Below are 18127 nucleotides of genomic sequence, written 5' to 3' on the forward strand. Positions count from 1 at the left end.
TGGTGAACCTAAAAAGATTATGACTGGGTCATCTTAATCAGGTAGGGTGCGGATGCCTCAATGCTCATGTAAAATTTACCGGCCGGGAGATTCACACTTGTACCCCCTGAATATGGCCCGGTTTCATTGAAAAGTTCATCAATCGGTTTTCCATAATTATTGGTGATATGAACGATGAAATTGTCATAGCCCGCATAGGTAGCTGCAAAGCTGTACCCTCCCTCAGTAACCGTGAATTCTTTAACCGAATTACCACTCCCCGAAAACGTCTGGGGCCCCTCAATGTTATTCATAACGAGTTTCTCCCCACCGGCTACAGATGAGGCATTTGCACTGATCTGGTCCTGGCACGAATACACAAGGTTCTGGTATTGGTTTATCCCATTCTCAAATTTTCCTAAATCCGTTTCTGTATTGTTTGGGGCGGCTGAATCTGGATTCTGACAATATTTTGTTGCAGAAATCAGGTACATCCGGGCCTGAGCAAGGCTGCTTGTTTGCGGGATTGCACCGGTTGTGATCAACTGGGTAATCTGCTCCGCCGGAATTTTACTGCAATCGCCAGAGGCAAGCCCGTTGATGCGGGTCACTATAGTGTTATCGTTCAGAAAGTTCAGGAATGCCTGATCATCACCCGAAGCTGATATCAGGTCGCCGCAGGCTGTTGAAAGAGTGGGCGCCGCTGTAACTACATCACGTGTGGATGTTTCCGCTGACGTTGGGGTTTGGGAAACGTTCACCGCCACATAGTCAATCTGCGGCGTAGGTAATGATGCATTATTCGTTGACCCGGGGATATTCGTGCATCCCGCAACCAGAACCGCTACAATTCCAACAATCAGAAGAGAAAGGATAATGCTTTTCCGCATAACTCTCAAATTATGCCCTGACCTGATAATTATTGCTTTTCCCTGTCTGATACCTGGCACACCATTACGGTGCCCATTTGCACGGGCCTGAATTACTCAAACGTATTCCCTTTACAGGCCAAGAAATTCCGAAAACTCTCCTGTTCGGACCCCCGCCCGCCAAGGAAAGGGAGATACCCACGAAAAAAGGCAGGATCACGGGGGATTAAACCCCAAGATCCGGGCAGCCCCGGTTTTTGATGTACTTGCTCCTGAAAAAAATACGTCCATAACCGCATCCGGTGGCAGGATCGACTACCCAACCGATATGTTACACATCCAAAAAAAGCCCCAAACGGAACACCGCTAAAGGGAAACTATTTCTAAACGCATTGGACGTATTTCGTCGATTAAAGCGATATTATTGGACTTTTCTCTCGTGGTGAACAGGATGGCACCGGAATTGTGTCCACCAGAGCAGCAGGCCCGAAAACGGGGCCTGATTCGGGCCCGGATTAAGGCAGGTTTCTCAACAATCTGGAGGGTGTATGATTTCTGGAAAGACGTTAAAAAGTACCCCTTCATACATGTCACGTGTACGTATGAAGATCGCTATATTCCAGCACGTATCATCAGAACCTGCCGGGTATTTTGAAACAATCTTTACCGAACGCCGCATTCCGTACGAATATATCTGGCCCGACAAAACCGGGGAGTTACCGGTCACCACTGCGACTCATTTTATGTTTATGGGCGGGCCGATGAGTGTCAATGATGAGAAGGAACTGCCGTACCTCAAAGAAGAAAAGGCCCTGATCCGCGACGTCGTACGACAGGGTCGACCAGTCCTTGGTATCTGCCTTGGCGCTCAGCTCATCGCCTCTGCATTCGGTGCCCGGGTCTACCCGTACATCCAGGAGACCGGCTGGCACCGGCTTATGCGGGAACCCAAAGTGGATGGGATCTTTTCAACTTTCCCGGTGCAGTTCCACGTCTTCCAGCTCCACGGTGAAACATTCGACCTCCCGGCAGGAGCACAGCTCCTCTGCACCGGTGCTGCCGTGAAAAACCAGGCGTTCTCCTACAAAACCGCCCTCGGGCTCCAGTTCCACCTGGAACTCACTGACACGATCATCCGGGAGTGGACAAAGGATATAGATCCCACGGCAAGAGAAAAGATACTCAAAGAAACCCCCGGATACATAGCAGACAGCAACCGGCTCTGCCGGCAGATTGCAGAGGCATTTATTGCACAATAAATAATACCGGTTCAGGACCGCGGACAGTTCCTTCACGCGATCTTACGGGCCGGATCCATCTGGATTTCGTGGGAAAGCCGGGCCAGAGCAACGGCGCCGAGTGCACCAATGACACCGTTCCCCCCGCACAGGATGACACCAAAGCGCCCGGCGGTTTCTTCTGCGACGGAACGGTCAACCACCTTTTCCCGTACATGCCTGCCATACTCTCTCAGGCCATCAGGGATTGTCAGCCCCTTTCGAAACGCCAGACCCCATTCCGCTGAAAGAGCCTCATTTTCGACAAACTCCCGGCTCTTTGCCATCACCCAGTCTATCCTGTTCGGGGGTACTGCCACCTCAATGTAACTTGCCGAATTCCCGGCAGTTTTATTGGAGAGGGTTTCGTTCAGCATCACGACATGGTGGCTGATCGGCAGAACGACCCTGCTGGCGGCAAGCCTTGTGAGCAGCGCAAGTGCTAGCGCAAATGTTGCCCCACCGGCTTTGGAATCGGTATCGTCAACACCGATGGTGAAATGTGAATACGCCTGCGTCCAGACTCTTCCCTCAACAATATTCCCGGTCTGGTCCAGTTCAACCCGGGTGACACCCTCCGCCTGCGACATCATATCAGTGAGCGAGTACGCAGGGCCCCCAATGCAACGGATCCGCTGGACGATATGACCATCAGTGTACCCGACACCACAGATCCCGACCGCAGAAAGGGGAGGAAGACCTATTGAGACACTGGCGTCACCAATACGGGCACATTCGCGCAGGAGTGTCCCGTCGCGTTTCACATCGGTAAGAACACCCCCGGCCCGGGCATGGTGGTAGCCACAGAATGCAGCACAGGCACCGCTCATGCAGTCATGGAAGATCTCGACATGTTCCCCATCTGTCGTGGAAAAAATCCTCCGGCAGGTACTCTGCGGGATCGCGGAAATAGCGGCGTAGCGTGCGGCTGTTCGTCCTGATTTTTCCTTTTTAATGAGGACACAGCCTTCCCGCACAAGCCGTGTAACCCAGTCCTGCGCTGTGCTCCTAGGGATACCGGCTGCTTTCTGGACATCAGTCACGGTAAAAAAACCGGCGTCCTGCGTGAACTGTCGCATCAGGCGCAGGTATTCCCGCCGGTGTTCAAGCACGCTTGCCATAGTGGTCGCTGATATACAGGATATCACCGATAATAGCGCTTGCTGTCTCGATCGATCCTGCACCCCTCCCGATAAGCGTGATCTCCTTTGCCATATCGGTTTCAAGGGTAAGGGCATTCAACGTGCCTTCAACTACCAGCGGGTGATTCTTTTCAATGAGACGGGGTGAAACCCTCAGGATCTTCTGTGCGGGGATAGCCTCGGCGATCAGCCGGATGGTACAATTCCCTTCCTCGGCGAGCCGCAGGGCATCTGGCGTAAGAAGATCGATACCAGTCAGGTCGACGTCGGCCAGTTTTGTCCCGTCGCCCCAGATCGTATTTGCGAGGATTACCAGTTTGATCGCCGCATCGATGCCCTTGACATCATACGTGGGATCAGCCTCGGCATAGCCCATCTCCCGCGCCTCCATGAGCGCCTGCTCATACGTAAGTCCTTCTGCGGCCATGCGGGTCAGGATATAGTTGCAGGTCCCGTTGAGGACTCCGTAGATCGCAATGATCTCGTTTCCAGAAAGGCCATCTTCGAGCGTGTGCATGATCGGGATTGCACCGCCGACTGTGGCCTCGTACCGGAGTGCCACACCCTTCTTTTTTGCAAGGGCTGACAATTCCTTGTATGCGACAGCGATCGGCCCCTTGTTGGACGTGACAATATGCTTCTTTCGTGCGAGGGCTGCCCTGATATACCCGAGCGCCGGTTCACCGGTGAGTGCGTTCGTCGGCGTCACTTCGATGAGGACATCGTAATCCGCTTTTTTTATCACGTCCATCGCGGAGATCGCCATGTCGCCGCACGCCCCGGTCCTGCGCTTGTTTTCGAGCACTCCCGTAATATCGACGCCCTCGTTGCAGATGCGCCCGCTCTTTGAATCCGCGACGCCGGTGATCGTAATACCGGGATCCTTTTTTGCGATCATCTCTGCAACGCCGCGACCTACCGATCCAAGGCCGATCAGTGCCGCCTTCATGCGATCTCCCCTAGCGGCTCGATCAAAAGCAGAGATTTTTGTTGTGCAACCCGACGCAGAACGGCAAGCGCCGCATCCATGTCCAGCCGGTTGGTCGCCTTGATCGTGACCCGGGAAGTCGAGCGTTCGTTTATTGCCGGCATACTCATCGAGATTTCGCAGACCTCGGCAAAACCCGTGGAATCGATCTGGTCAACCGTATCTGACAGGTCGGTGTGCATCAGGTGACCGATCAGGATGACCGTCCGCTTGTACAGCAGGCGTTCCTTTCCGATCCGCTGGATATGAACGTCCTGCTCCTTTAAGAGTTCTACAAGCCTGTCGAGCCGCCCCTCAGGAAGCGCGAGCACGATCTGAACGTTTAACGTGTGGCTGCCCGAGTCCGGGTCACGGTGGTGGATGACCGCAATAATATTTCCTCCGACATCAGAGATCGGTTTGAGGGCCGCGACAAGTTGTCCGGGAGAATCCTTCATCTCAAGTTTCATGGAGACCTGCACTCATACCACCTTATTCAACAAGAATGGAACCGCTCACAAAGAAAAACTTGTTCTTTTCTCTTTTACGGCAGGGCGAGGCTAAAGTTTCCGGAGTTTGTCATCCACTTTTTCGAAGAAATTGCGGTGCGCATCGATAAAGAGCGCCGGTTGCTCTGCTCTCTGTACAACGATGGATGCGGAGCTCCCCAGTTCTACGGTTTTCTGGCCGTCAATAACGAGCTTTGCCGGCTTTGAACTCTCCAGCCGGATCTCGAGTTTGCGGTTGCTGCTGATAAGATGGGGGCGGGAAGAAAGCATGTACGGCGCAAGCGGGACAACAAGGAATCCTTGTATCCGGGGATCCACAATCGGGCCGCCGGCACTCATCGCGTACGCAGTCGATCCGGTCGGTGTACTGACCAGCAGGCCGTCAGACCGGAACTGTTCCGAGATCCTTCCCTCAATAATGATGGAGAACCGGAGCATCTTTGCCGGGCGGGTGGTAACGATGAGCGCCTCGTTTAAGGCATCGCCGAGCGGTTTGTTGTCCTGCAGGAGCGAGATTCGCATCCGTTCCTCCACAGCAAATCCCCGTGACAGGGTTTTTACAAAATCCCATGCATCATCGGGTTCGAGATCTGCAAGGAACCCTACCTCCCCGTGGTTGATCCCTATGATCGGGATCTGGTGTCGCAGCTGCTGGACAGTACGCAGGATCGTGCCGTCGCCACCGATCACCACAGCCACATCCGCATCGGTCTGCCCGCACGGGTGGCCAGGTTCGCCAAGACTGATAGCAGTATCCTTCTCAAGGAGAACCGTAACTCCTTCTTTTTCCAGCGCGTTCTTCATCTGCCGCGCACAGGAAAGGGCGCCGGGCAGGTCAATGCGGGAAACTAGCAGGCACTTCATGTAACGTCACCGAAGATACTCGATCACCTTGTGGTGCAGCACGCCGTTTGTGGCAATAATGCACCGGCCAACAGTCACTTCATCGGGAAATTCAATGGGATCACCATTTAAATCAGAAACTTTTCCCCCGGCTTCAGTACAGACAAGCATACCAGCCGCTGCATCAGTAACCCGCAGAGTGCCCCGCAGATCGACAAACCCGTCTATCCTCCCGGCCCCGATATAGCAGAGTTCAAGCGCGGAGGCACCAAGGAGCCTCCACCGCCGGATCCTGTGGCCGAGCTGCATCATACGGGTGGGATCAAATTTCCGGCCGTACACGCTCATGGCAGCGGCATCAAGCCGTGAAGTGGACGAAACATGGACCGGTTTCCCGTTGCAGCGCGCATATTTCCCCCGTATTGCCGTAAATGTCTCCTTTGTCGCCAGATCCTGCACGAATGCCTGCTGCACGACCCCGTTTTCTGCCCATGCCAGAGAGAGGGCGTAGAATGGTATGCCGGCAACCGCGTTATACGTGCCATCGATCGGGTCGAGAAAGATCGTTCCTTTCCCGCCCTCAACGGGTACTTTACCCGCCTCCTCGCTTATCAGAAGGGAACACAGGTTATGCTCGCGAACATACCCGATCACACAGTCTTCCGCAACCTGATCGATCCTTTCAGTAGGGGTACTGTCGGCACCCATATGGAGGACCTGCCCTCCCTCCGGAGATCCAATCAGCGGGCGAATACTTTCACGGACAAGCGCAGCCATCTTATTACTGGCAGAAAGGAAGTCCATAGCGATAAAAACCTCTAAATGCGGTCAGCGTTGTATTTATGTACGGCAATAAAGATAAATTACTTCTGCGCTTAAGTTATGGTTACGTTTTAGGTTGTGAAGTACAATGAAGGAACAAACAGAAATCGGAAAGATAAAAGAAGGACGTTATATTGTTGTGGAAGATGAACCGTGCAAAGTCGTCGGACTTGCCACCTCAAAACCCGGAAAACACGGGGCAGCAAAGGCACGGATAGATGCTGTCGGTATTTTCGATGGTGTCAAGCGCTCGATTGTCTCGCCGGTATCGGCAAAGGCGTATGTCCCCGTAGTCGAACGCAAGAGCGGGCAGGTAATCTCCATTGCCGGTGATATGGCACAGCTCATGGATATGAAAGACTATTCAAACTTCGAGATTGCCATCCCCGAAGATAAAAAGGGCCAGCTCGAAGTCGGGAAAGAGATTATGTATATCGAATCCATGGGAAAGAGAAAACTCGACTGAATGTTTCGTCACGACATATTATAAAAATACTTTTTGCTAAACATTTCAGAGAATACTGGAAACATACAAGAGAAATTTTTGTTTTATCGCTTTGCAAGAAGATAATATAAGTTCACTTTTGATACCAATCTGGCCCTGTTGAAATCCTTTTTTTAAACAGGGTAATACGACGGGGGACTCATCAAACGCCACCAATTCCCATGGCCATCCCATTCCAGATCCCGACCTGAGGGCCGGGCCTGTTCCATACACGATCCGGTGACTATCAGGGCTTCTTGCATTGTCCATAACAAAATTACCGCGCCCACCCGTTTTTCCTGAATGGGGACCCCCACGAAAATTTGCAAAACCGACTGAAATTATTGTTTTACATTAACCGTATGAGAAGGGTAATCTCAAGAAACCCGGTAACAGATGAAACTAAACTTGAATGTTACAATAGAGCCATGTATCTAAAACAGTATTAACCATGTGCATGACAGATCAGCCGAAGTGCTTTTTTAAATTAATCCTCAGTTGATTATTCTACGGATTTTCCAAAATGAAGATCAGTATTTCCCAATATATCGGGTGGGAATAAGGATCTTAATCGTATAGGAATTGATGTACTGGGAATTGATAATAAAATAATAGCCCCGCTGGCCTTCAAAGAATTTTTCCGTCCATGGACGGGGATCTGTCGTAGAGGGTGTCAGGGTAGCAGCAACCTCCGTATACTTAGTGGGGGTTGTACTTGTGACTGCGGGCGTCTGCTGGGCAACTCCATTCCAAAGGTCGGGATCGATCCCCCCTGGGGGAGAAATGCTCCTCACGATACGGTTGGGATCGGTCGCATCCATCACCTGGATGGAAAATTGCGGGCTGACACTGCCATATGATCCCTGTATACCACTGTAGGACACATCGTTTCCCAATGTCGGAGTAATCGCAATAGATTGTATTGCAGGTCCTGACATTGGGCCAATCACCGGGTCGATCGTGTAGGACAATTCCCAGTAGGGAAACGGAATATTAATAATCTGGGTAGTTCCGCTGTATTTTCCTGATATCGTCGCATATACCGTACGGCTATTATCCGGTTGGGTCGCATTGATGCGTGTGCCCTGAGGCAGAGACTGATTTGTGGAGAGGTGATAGGTTTCGGGATTGACAAAGCCGACGGTCTGTACCTTCTGGTTCCATGTCGGGACCGGTGTGGGAGTGGTTGTAGGGATAACGCTCGTAATAGTTGCATACACGACCAGAGGTGTGGGCGTTATGGTGGGTAAGGGCGTTGCAAAGGAAATACCGGTATTGACCGGCTGGCCGGTGGCTATTGGTTTGATGACAAACGCGACGACAAGAATAATGGCGAATGCGGCGATAATATAGGAGATATCTTTTTTGTCCATGACTTCTGCAGTTCTCTATTGCAGCGTTCATAAATAAAAATGAGTGACTTTTAGAGATTAGAACCGGGATATTCGACATCCACGTGAGAGTTACATACGAGGTAAACTTTGCCCGATTCCAATATAACACGCATCAAATTTAAAAAAAGATGCCCGTGCGGATTTTGATTTTTAACAAAAATATTTATACTATAAACGCGTTTTAACAAAGTAGAGACGCTGGTAGCGACTAGTGTCTACTAATTCACGAAGGTGAAGTTATGAGTTCGTTGAAACATAATGATGCAGGGTTCACCGGCCTTGAAGCAGCGATTGTGCTTATCGCATTCGTTGTCGTTGCGGCGGTGTTCTCGTACGTAGTACTCGGCGCCGGGTTCTTCACGACGCAGAAGGCACAGCAGACCGTCCACACTAGTGTTGATCAGGCAAGCTCGACATTAGAGATCGTTGGGAATGTTTATGGAACAAATTCGGCAGCCACTGGAGCTTCCACAGACGTTGTTAAGTTTGTTAATTTCAGCATGGCATTAGCTCCCGGTGGAACACCGATTGATTTCGATAAGGTGGTTATGGTTTACAGCAATTCGACTCAATTAGTTACAATGAACCAGACCCCAGGTACGGTGCCAGTAGATGTTGACGCCACGGGGGGCACCGGTGTCAAATGGGCAATTGTAGGTATTCAGAATGCACCGGGAACTCCATCAAGACTGCTTTCACAAAACGAACAGTTTGAGATCAGTTGCGACCTAAGTAGTATAAACGGTATTCCCAGAAACGATCAGTTTACCGTTGAAATCAGACCGGCTGTTGGTGCAGCATTCAGTATATCCAGAACGGTTCCTGCAGCGGTAAATGCAGTAAACCTTCTCTATTAATCTTTTTTCGGACTATTTCGATAGGATCCCGTTGGGGTTCTCAACCACGAAACATAAATTGGAGAGTTAGATAAAGACACACCCCCGTAGTCCGAAGTGTCACTCTCACACATGAACAATATCTCCACAAACATATCAGGATATACCATAAAATCTAGCCCAGATGCTCCAAAACAGGAAAAATCCCACTAAAACCACAGGTTCCCGGGGCAAAGTATATTAACGAAAAACAGGATAGTAATTCAATGCTATGGCGGTAAACCAGTCTCAGGTCGACCATATCATCACCGCGGCTTCCGAGGATGATCCCGAGGTCAAGCTCCAGAACCTCGAACGGGAAGTTGACCTTATAAAAACCTCCATCAAGCGCCTGTTAATGGATATAAGGGAACGGATGAATGAACTTGAGAATCCGTTCACCCTGGCAGTCGCTGGATCAGGAGGATCCGTTGATACTGGTGGTATTGCTGATTCCGCCAATGATGCAAAAAAATCTGCACTCGACGCGAAGGAGGCGGCCTTGGACGCACGGGAGTCCACGCTTGATGCCGCTGACGCTGCAAAAGGTAAATCGGAAAAGGAGAGCAAAAAAGCCGGGCCTGAAATAAAACCAGAGACACCTGCTGTTGCCACCCATGAAGAGAACCGGATTCCTGATGAGCAGATGATCGCCCTTCTTAAGGCCCAGATCCCTGCAAACGGTCATAAGGCTGGCCAGAATACGCTTGCCAATGAAAAACTCCGGCTCCAGAAAGTGTACAAACTGTTCAAGTGGACGAATGGGGCCATCCGAAAATTCGGGCATGACCGGCTCGATATTATCCTTGAATCGTACCGGATCATGGGGTATATCACGCGGGAATCCTGCGATGAGATCAAAGAGATCTCCCGCCTGATGCCGGCGAACCTTGGCGATGAGCACGAGGTAGGCCCGGATGAGTTTGTATCAGAATTGTATGCACTCAACCGTATCCTGTCACCGACGGATTCTTCACTTGACCGGGACATGATAGAGGTTATGATGGAACAACGCCAGCAGATACTGCCGGCTAAAGAAAGACAAGAGGCCCCGGAATCTTCGGTCAAAGAACGGGAACCTTTACGAAATGCCAGAAAAGACGAAGAATGGATGAACCTGCCGGACAGGATATAACCCATGTCCTCCGAAACGATCACGACTGCCCTGTTTTTGATTACTGCAGTAATAGCTGCGTCGGTTCTCATCGCTGCCATATTCCCCGTAATTTATCAGATGGCAGGAACATTTTCATCTGCATCACATACAGCCGATCAGAATATTAGAACTGACTTTAAGATCATCTCTTCAAATGTTGACACAACAACGACTCCACCGGTGGTCTATATCTGGATGAAGAATGTAGGTTCGGCGCAGATACCATATTCAGATATCACGAGTCACTCTGACGTACTATGCGGGAATGTTGGTAGTTTCGGGCGTCTGACCTATGGGACAACTCCGAGTTCTGGGTACTGGCAAGCCGATTTGAGCGACATGAACTCAAATAATTATTGGGATCCCGGTGAAACGCTTGAAATTATTGCGGAGCCACCTTCGCTGAACAGTGACAATGATGTATACTTCCAGTTTGTGTTGCCAGATGGTATCTGGAGATCGACACAATTTCCATTGAGATGATGAAACATGGCAGTCGCAGAACTCATAGGTGCAACGGTGGGCGTCATCATCCTTGTCCTAGTTGCGTATATCCTGATTGGTAGTACTCTATCGACTGCCCAGACGGTAGCAGAAGCTCAAAAAGATCTGACGTTGATGGATGAATCACGTTTAAGAACGGATATTGCGATATCCAATATCTCTGAAAACGGGGATATGTTCACCTTTGAGATTACAAACACCGGCTCTGAAGTCATTTCTGATTTTACGCATATGGATATACTCGTCAATAATGGTACTGCAGATTACGCCGAATATATGTACACGAAAACATCCACAGGCGTGCCGGGAACATGGACCATTGACGGTTTCAATCAGAATCTTCACCCCGGAAGACTTGATCCGGGCGAGAAAATATCGTGCAACGCAACGTATTATCCCGGCGAAGCCCCGGTATGGATTCAGGTGACTACCGGAAACGGGGTATATGCATCAGCATATATCGCTTCTCCATAATCAGGAGGGAACATGGCCTCTGACCTTTCTGACCTCATGGGGGGCGAAGACCGGCAGATTATTTCGACCGGCAACAATGAACTGGACAAGAAAATTGCAGATGGCCTTCCGGTAGGATCCCTGACACTCATCGAAGGGGAAAATGATACCGGCAAAAGTGTTCTGACCCAGCAGATTGTCTGGGGTGCTATGAAACAGGGGTTTTCTGTCGACCTGTTTACAACAGAAAACACCAGCAAGAGTTTTATCAAGCAGATGGAATCAATGAGCCTTGACATCTCCGATTATTTTGCATGGGGATATCTCAAGGTCTTTCCCCTCCATGTGGTGGGTTTTGAATGGAAAAAAGAGGAGATGGCTGGCATCCTTGCCCGGCTGATCGCTTATATCCAGAACAGCAAATCGCAGGTGGTTATCGTCGATTCACTGACACTATTTACAGAATATGCCGAAACCGATACCATCCTTACCTTCTTTACCAACTGCAAGTCCCTTGTGGATCACGGCAAAACGGTTCTCGTCACGCTCCACACATATGCATTCGAAGAAGACACGCTTGTGCGGATCCGTTCCATCTGCGATGCGCATCTCAATATGAAAAAAGCACTTGTTGGCGATAAGTACGTCATGGTCATGGAAGTCGTCAAAGTCCGCGGCGCACGAAAGACAACCGGAAACCTTGTCAGTTTTGAAGTCCATCCGGGGTATGGTATGAAAGTAATCCCGATGAGTTTTGCGAGGATCTGATATGGGTTCACTGACGGTTGCCGTAAACCTCCCCTTCAAACCGGAAGTAGTCGATGCCGATCTCGACCTGTACGCGGATCTCGAATCGGACGCGTTGTTCAAGATGCTCCCGGCAAATGCAAAGGAGTACGTACAGAACAGTCCGCATCTCCTTGAATATCTTCACACTTTCCCGGTGAATACCTATGGCATCCCGCTCTTTTTATCGGAATTAAAAAAAGATGTCCGCAATATGAAAAACCCCAACATTATCTACCCGGTCAACGATACCACGTTTATCCACATCCTGCCGGACCCGGATGATGTCAGGAACTACTACATCCCCATCGAACCTTCATTCCTGCATAGCGTCAGCGAGATCCTCCCTGTGATCGAAACCAAACTTATCGATCTCATTGACGGCCTCGACACGGATCCCACAACCGACAAGGAACGTACAGATGTCTTAAAAAAGATGCTCGCCTCGGTTGCGATGATCAAGCCGCTAGGTGTGGATATCGCAAGCATGACCCGAACAGAAAATAAGGGCGGGGGATCATCCAAACTGATGACCTTCCTCAACACGGATTTTACCGCGCAGAACAAGATGAAATCCGGCAAGAAAACCAAAAATCTCCCCATCACCCCGGATGGCAAGATCATTCTCTCCAACGTAGAGTACAATGCCATCGAATATCTTCTTATCCGCGATAAAATCGATATGGGTGTCCTCAAGCCATTCCTTTCCGACCCCTATATCGAAGATATCTCATGTGATGGTGTGGGGCCGATCTTCATTGAGCACAAGATGTTCAAAGGTCTCAAATCCGTCATTGAGTTCAAAGTATCAAGCGAACTGGACGAATTCGTGGTAAAGATTGCCGAACGGATAAAACGGCCGATCACGTACCGCAGCCCAATCGTCGATTCTACCCTCCCTGACGGATCCCGTATCAACATTGTCTACGGGACTGAGATCAGCAAACACGGCAGCAACTTCTCCATCCGTAAAGTAAACGAAGTGCCGCTCTCCATCCTCAACATAGTTGAGAGCAATGGCATAGATTACCTCGCAGCCGCATATCTCTGGATCTGCGTCGAATACGGCATGTCCCTGTTCGTAAGTGGCGAAACGGCAAGCGGCAAGACCACACTCCTGAATGCCATCACCACATTCATCCCACCGGAAAATAAGATCATCACCATCGAAGATACTCCAGAGCTTACTGTCCCGCACAGGAACTGGATACGTGAAGTGGCCCTCGCCAAAGGCAAAGGGGAAGGGGACGGGGCGGGAGGGGGAGTCACGATGTTCGATCTCCTCAAGGCCGCCCTGCGTCAGCGTCCCAACCAAATCCTTGTCGGTGAGATCCGTGGTGTTGAGGGAGCCGTCGCATTTGGTGCGATGCAGACCGGTCACCCTGTGATGAGTACCTTCCACGCAGCATCCGTGGAGAAACTGATTCAGCGTCTCTGTGGTGACCCCATTAATATCCCAAAAACGTACGTGGACAACCTCAACCTGGTTATTATCCAGAGCGCAGTCAAGAGGCCGGATGGGCAGCTCGTCCGCCGGATGATCAGTTGCAACGAACTGGTAGGATACAATGCAGAGACCGGGGGATTTACGTTTGTCCAGATGTTTACCTGGGAGCCGGTTACCGACACCTTTGTGTGGACCGGAAAAGGCAGTTCATTTCTCCTTGAGAATAAGATAGCAACAATGCTTGGGATCCCCGACAGCAGGAAAGCGGAAATTTATCTTGAAGTCGAGAAACGCGCAAAGATCCTCGAACGTCTCCACAAGGCCGGGTACGTTAAATTCTGGGATCTCTTCCACATGATGACCAAGATCAAGAAACAGGGTCTCCTTACCATTGGATCATAACATGCCTGAAGAGATTGCTCCACCACCTGGTGATATGCCGAAAGCGCAACCGGCCCGATCCCTGCCCTTCACCTCACAAATCGCAGGAATTAAAGAGAAACTTGCCGGCATTCAGGAAAACAAGAAGATGAGTGCTGATCTTCTTTTTATGACCACATATATGGCATCGCTTGCGATTGCCAATGCAACCCGACCGGAGATTTTTTCTTTCGCATCAAACCGCCACGAGTATATTTCATCAAAATACATCGCAAAAGTGGATACATATGTAAAAAAATGGAACTACAGTTACGCCGAAAGTCTTTCCATCGTTGCCGAGCGGACGCAGAACGACATCCTCAGGAGTATGCTGAACCGGTATTCAAACTCTATCGATTCGGGTGTTCCCGACGACGACTTCCTGAGCAATGAACTCTCGACAGTCCGTAGTACCTACCGGAGCCAGCTTGAGCAGGGAATGGAGATGCTGCAGAAATGGGGAGATGCATACGTCGCCATGCTCCTCTCGGGAACCGTCATTGCAATCGTCATGATGATATCTGTGGTGATCTATTCCTCCGGAGATCTCCAAGCAACATTTGACATGTCATATGCCATCATTCTTGCAATTTCTGTATTTGGAATCGTCCTGATGTATACTTCAGTCCCTGACGACCCCAAAAGCCACGGGCTTGCCGGACGTATGTCAAAGGAGCAGGAGACGATTCACGCCATGGAAAGAATTATCGTCCCGCTCACGCTTGCTATCATCGTCATTCTTGTGCTTCTCGGAATATCTACAAGCCTGATCTTTATTCTCGCCGGGATCCTGATGGCACCACTCGGTATTATCGGTTTTATCGACGACCACAACATTACCCTGCGGGACAATGATTTTTCGGTTTTTATCCGCAGTTTTGGCGCGATAATGGGCGGACAGGGAACAACCGCCGTGTACGCGCTGGGAACCCTCGACCGTAAATCACTCGTGGCTCTCGGACCCCTCGTAGATTCCGTTTATTCAAAGCTCAACCTGGGACTTGATGAAAAACAGTGCTGGGACAAGTTTATCGGGGAGTCCGGAAGTAACCTCATCTACAAGTACCTCAACATTTACCGGGACACTGTTGCACTCGGTGGACCACCAGAACCCATCGGTACCGTGGTGGGCTCTTCGATGCTCGAACAGACCCTGCTCCGGGAGAAGAAGGATAATCTTGCAAAAGGGTTTATCGTTCTCCTTATACCGATGCATATCGCCATGACCGGTATCTTTGTCGCGCTGTACCAGATCCTTCTTGTTCTTACCGGATCGGTATCGAGTATGATGACCCAGTTTCAGAACATGTCGGCAACATCCGGGGGGCAGAGCGCCGGTGTATCCATGGGAAGTGTATTTGGCGGCGGGATGAATCTCTTTTCCAACTTCCCGGCAGCCGCGATGCAGACCTATGTCAACATCTCGCTCGTTATTTTTACAGTATCCAATATTATTTCAGCGCGTATCGTGGGTGGGGGAGATCGATACATGTATTATTTCTACGCTGCAATATTCTGCACATTGACCGGACTTGTTCTTCTGGTGGCTCCGATGGTAGTGGGGCTCTTCTTCAGTGCGCAGGCGCTGACGAATATGGGAGGCGGAGCATCCGGCTCGGGTGTATGAGATGAAGGAGAATATCCGCAGGCTTGTTCTATTTGCGACGATAGTAGGAATCGGTTCTATCCTGATCTTTGTAGATATTCCGCTCCTTTACCTTATTCCCCTTGTCACCGTCGTAGGTTTTGTCCTCCTGATATTTCTCGGGTCAATAACGGTTACGGATATCAAAAATGCGGTCTCGAAACTGAGCATAAAGAACCTGCGTGAGCGGCCACTCCTCAAACGGCTCGATTCCATAAAATTTTTCGAAAAGAAAAAAACTTCCCGTAAAGGGACAGCGGCAAAGGAACAGGGAAAAAACGTCCCGGTAAAATTAAAGGAGAAAACAGGTGGGATCCAATATCATCTCTCACTATTGGCATCCTCCATCAAATCCTTTGGAAAAATTCTTACAGAGCGTAAGAAAAACACCAAGAAGCCCGAAGAGATTAACAAACTGCTGGAAAAAACAATAACAGAAAAAGTCAGCAAAGGATCAGCACTCGACAGCGCCGCAACAATACCATCAGTCTCCGGATCAAACCGTGGTGGTGCCGGGGGCGTATTACCGGCGGAAAACGGAAATGAGTCCGATCCGTTCCTGTCACTCTCGGATGAGGATCTTGGAACCGGCCTGTTGGACGGGCTGGACGAGCCGGAACCGGCGGCAGCATCAGAGACGATACAGACATCCTCGGATGTAGATTCCGGCCTTTCTTTGCCGGATTTGGACATGCCCGCACTTCCGGATGAGACTGCTGCGGATGCTGATGCGATTCTCAGGGCGAATGCAGATGACAATGGATTGAACGAGCTGAATGGCCTTGATGATGGAGAAGCGGTCGATGAAACACTGAATGATCTCGACAATATAAATCTGGAGGACATCGACCTCGGGGACGACAACGGGATGCAGGATTCTCTGCCCCAGACGCCCACCCCCCAGTCAGCCGGTCCAGCCTTGGGATCAGGAAGTCTCATTCCGGCCACGCCCATAACAGTTGCCGGGGGATCAGAAAGCAGTGCTGATACCGATAAAACAGATATGTCGTCATTTGCAGCAGGAAATGCCGCCGGTTCTGATGACGACATGCTCAGTTCGCTTGCCTCAGACATCAAACAAGTGAAAAAGGAGAAGGATGTTAGCCTGCTTCGTGAATTAAAAGACTTTAAGGCGCCGGCGACAGATATCGAGAAAGAACTGCTGGAAATGTCAGAGCAGCTTAATGCAAGCAAAGGTGCAACAAAGAAAAACCTGTCAGCAAAAAGCGTAAAATAATCCTGTGCAGAAATAAACTTTAATATCTGAAAAATCGCCACACACCAGATAATACCCATGTGAGTTTTCCATGAAAGAAGTTCCCTTAAAAATAGAACATGACGGTAAATGGATTGTCGTAAAGGCAGGGGTTGGTGAAGACCGGATCTCGTTTCCCGCCCCGGTTGAAAAGGAGGTTCTCTTCAAATCAGTCTTTGATCTGGAGGAAAAAAAGAATGTCCTGATCATTTCGGCAAAAGGAACCCCGGACGTAATTCTACGGATTGCAAGTGTAGAAAAAGTCCTTGTCATATTAAAACGGCTTATCCTTGCCAACTGCAATGCCTACCGGCTTATGGCATATTTCATGTCCCCGGCAATCCGGGGAGGTGTTCTTGCCAAGGATGCACAATGGGAAAAAGGCAGCATCGTGGTGGTAAAGACTGGGATCTGGTTTGTCAGCGCGACAAAACAGATCTCTATACCCCTTCTGGACGTGGCGGCAATCGATCTTACAAAAAGGGATGTACAGGGCAAGCAGACGGATGTTGTCCGGATCGATCACGTTGATTCCGGGGAAGTTGTATCGAGTCTCGTACTCTGCCCACTCTCCACGCTCCAGGTCCTTGTAAATTTCCTTAAAGACACCACAAAAGGGATGGATATGAAAGGAAACGAGCTGGATGCCGTTGCCCAGCAGGTGGCCATGCTTGTCTATTCCGGGATGGATTCCCATGCCATCGAGAATATGCTCAATATCCCACACAAGCAGCTCGACGAGATCTATGACCGGATCATTCAACTGGAAATCGCAGAAGTGATCACAATACGGCGTGAAGTCCAGCTGACAACAAAAGGAGTGCGGTACATTTCCGACGCAACAAAAACCCAAACAAACTAAAATCACCGCCGGTTTATCTCCACTATTGATTTATAGCAGCATATACCAATATTCTGTCTGATACTTCATGGGAACCATTCTGATTGTGGATGATACTCTCTTCATGAGAACGCTTCTTAAAAATATTCTCTTCTCCGGGGGCCATACAATAGCGGGCGAGGCGGCAAATGGTGAAGAAGCAGTGGTGAAGTACAAGGAACTGAAACCGGACCTTGTCACGATGGATGTGGTCATGCCCAAGGTAAACGGGATCGAAGCCCTCAAAGCAATCAAACAGCTCGATCCCGGCGCCCGTGTGATCATGTGCACGGCCGTCGGGCAGGAACAGATGGTCAAACTGGCCATAAAAACCGGTGCCAAGGGATATATCGTCAAGCCGTTCCAGGCACCCAAAGTTCTCGAAGAAGTCAAGAATGTGCTTGCATCCTAGCTGCCGCC

19 protein-coding genes are annotated in these 18127 nt (G+C 50.0%); 12 read left to right on the forward strand and 7 right to left on the reverse strand.

The window, feature by feature from the left end; genetic code table 11:
- Nucleotides 1–17: 17 nt before the first annotated feature.
- Nucleotides 18–929: a hypothetical protein gene (locus WCE46_RS02595; protein ID WP_424732141.1), complete on the reverse strand. Its 912-nt coding sequence runs from the start codon at nucleotides 927–929 to the stop codon at nucleotides 18–20.
- A gap of 521 nt (nucleotides 930–1450) precedes the next feature.
- On the opposite strand from WCE46_RS02595, the gene WCE46_RS02600 reads away from it, so the two are divergent.
- Nucleotides 1451–2107 carry a type 1 glutamine amidotransferase gene (locus WCE46_RS02600; protein ID WP_424732142.1) on the forward strand — a complete coding sequence of 219 codons (657 nt, stop codon included), beginning with the start codon at nucleotides 1451–1453 and terminating at the stop codon, nucleotides 2105–2107.
- A gap of 32 nt (nucleotides 2108–2139) precedes the next feature.
- On the opposite strand, the gene WCE46_RS02605 is transcribed toward WCE46_RS02600, so the two are convergent.
- From WCE46_RS02605 to WCE46_RS02625, 5 genes are all read right to left on the reverse strand, one after another.
- Complete coding sequence (locus tag WCE46_RS02605) at nucleotides 2140–3246, reverse strand: sugar-specific transcriptional regulator TrmB (RefSeq protein WP_424732143.1); 1107 nt, start codon at nucleotides 3244–3246, stop codon at nucleotides 2140–2142.
- Nucleotides 3230–4216, reverse strand: coding sequence for a homoserine dehydrogenase (locus tag WCE46_RS02610; RefSeq protein ID WP_424732144.1), 987 nt, complete (start codon nucleotides 4214–4216; stop codon nucleotides 3230–3232). Before WCE46_RS02610 ends, WCE46_RS02605 begins: the two co-directional genes overlap by 17 nt.
- The gene (locus tag WCE46_RS02615; RefSeq protein ID WP_424732145.1) at nucleotides 4213–4704 is read right to left on the reverse strand and encodes an amino acid-binding protein; all 492 of its coding nucleotides are present in this window, start codon (nucleotides 4702–4704) and stop codon (nucleotides 4213–4215) included. Before WCE46_RS02615 ends, WCE46_RS02610 begins: the two co-directional genes overlap by 4 nt.
- Nucleotides 4705–4794: 90 nt before the next feature.
- Nucleotides 4795–5607: an NAD(+)/NADH kinase gene (locus tag WCE46_RS02620; RefSeq protein WP_424732146.1), complete on the reverse strand. Its 813-nt coding sequence runs from the start codon at nucleotides 5605–5607 to the stop codon at nucleotides 4795–4797.
- A gap of 6 nt (nucleotides 5608–5613) precedes the next feature.
- Nucleotides 5614–6390 carry a bifunctional fructose-bisphosphatase/inositol-phosphate phosphatase gene (locus tag WCE46_RS02625; RefSeq protein ID WP_424732147.1) on the reverse strand — a complete coding sequence of 259 codons (777 nt, stop codon included), beginning with the start codon at nucleotides 6388–6390 and terminating at the stop codon, nucleotides 5614–5616.
- 106 nt (nucleotides 6391–6496) lie between these two features.
- Here WCE46_RS02625 and WCE46_RS02630 point away from each other — a divergent pair, with 106 nt between their 5' ends.
- The gene (locus tag WCE46_RS02630) at nucleotides 6497–6874 is read left to right on the forward strand and encodes a translation initiation factor IF-5A (RefSeq protein WP_424732148.1); all 378 of its coding nucleotides are present in this window, start codon (nucleotides 6497–6499) and stop codon (nucleotides 6872–6874) included.
- A 548-nt stretch (nucleotides 6875–7422) separates the two neighbouring features.
- On the opposite strand, the gene WCE46_RS02635 is transcribed toward WCE46_RS02630, so the two are convergent.
- Nucleotides 7423–8265 (reverse strand): hypothetical protein, encoded by an 843-nt coding sequence (locus WCE46_RS02635; protein WP_424732149.1) that lies wholly within the window; start codon nucleotides 8263–8265, stop codon nucleotides 7423–7425.
- A gap of 260 nt (nucleotides 8266–8525) precedes the next feature.
- Here WCE46_RS02635 and WCE46_RS02640 point away from each other — a divergent pair, with 260 nt between their 5' ends.
- From WCE46_RS02640 to WCE46_RS02685, 10 genes are all read left to right on the forward strand, one after another.
- Nucleotides 8526–9143, forward strand: a complete 618-nt coding sequence (locus WCE46_RS02640) for an archaellin/type IV pilin N-terminal domain-containing protein (RefSeq protein ID WP_424732150.1) — start codon at nucleotides 8526–8528, stop codon at nucleotides 9141–9143.
- Nucleotides 9144–9393: 250 nt separating this feature from the next.
- Nucleotides 9394–10296, forward strand: coding sequence for a hypothetical protein (locus WCE46_RS02645; RefSeq protein WP_424732151.1), 903 nt, complete (start codon nucleotides 9394–9396; stop codon nucleotides 10294–10296).
- Nucleotides 10297–10299: 3 nt separating this feature from the next.
- Nucleotides 10300–10800, forward strand: coding sequence for a flagellin (locus WCE46_RS02650; protein ID WP_424732152.1), 501 nt, complete (start codon nucleotides 10300–10302; stop codon nucleotides 10798–10800).
- A gap of 6 nt (nucleotides 10801–10806) precedes the next feature.
- Nucleotides 10807–11295: a hypothetical protein gene (locus tag WCE46_RS02655; protein WP_424732153.1), complete on the forward strand. Its 489-nt coding sequence runs from the start codon at nucleotides 10807–10809 to the stop codon at nucleotides 11293–11295.
- Nucleotides 11296–11307: 12 nt separating this feature from the next.
- A complete protein-coding gene (locus WCE46_RS02660; RefSeq protein ID WP_424732154.1) occupies nucleotides 11308–12042 on the forward strand; it encodes an ATPase domain-containing protein in 735 nt (244 codons plus the stop codon).
- 1 nt (nucleotide 12043) lies between these two features.
- A complete protein-coding gene (locus WCE46_RS02665) occupies nucleotides 12044–13909 on the forward strand; it encodes a type II/IV secretion system ATPase subunit (RefSeq protein WP_424732155.1) in 1866 nt (621 codons plus the stop codon).
- A 34-nt stretch (nucleotides 13910–13943) separates the two neighbouring features.
- Nucleotides 13944–15554, forward strand: a complete 1611-nt coding sequence (gene flaJ, locus WCE46_RS02670) for an archaellar assembly protein FlaJ (RefSeq protein WP_424732156.1) — start codon at nucleotides 13944–13946, stop codon at nucleotides 15552–15554.
- A gap of 1 nt (nucleotide 15555) precedes the next feature.
- The gene (locus WCE46_RS02675) at nucleotides 15556–16809 is read left to right on the forward strand and encodes a hypothetical protein (protein ID WP_424732157.1); all 1254 of its coding nucleotides are present in this window, start codon (nucleotides 15556–15558) and stop codon (nucleotides 16807–16809) included.
- 70 nt (nucleotides 16810–16879) lie between these two features.
- Nucleotides 16880–17689 carry a CheF family chemotaxis protein gene (locus WCE46_RS02680; protein WP_424732158.1) on the forward strand — a complete coding sequence of 270 codons (810 nt, stop codon included), beginning with the start codon at nucleotides 16880–16882 and terminating at the stop codon, nucleotides 17687–17689.
- Nucleotides 17690–17756: 67 nt separating this feature from the next.
- Entirely contained in the window at nucleotides 17757–18119 is a 363-nt protein-coding gene (locus WCE46_RS02685) for a response regulator (RefSeq protein ID WP_424732159.1), read from the forward strand.
- Nucleotides 18120–18127: the final 8 nt, after the last annotated feature.

The organism is Methanoregula sp. (assembly GCF_049690535.1).
Classification (GTDB): Archaea; Halobacteriota; Methanomicrobia; order Methanomicrobiales; family Methanospirillaceae; genus Methanoregula.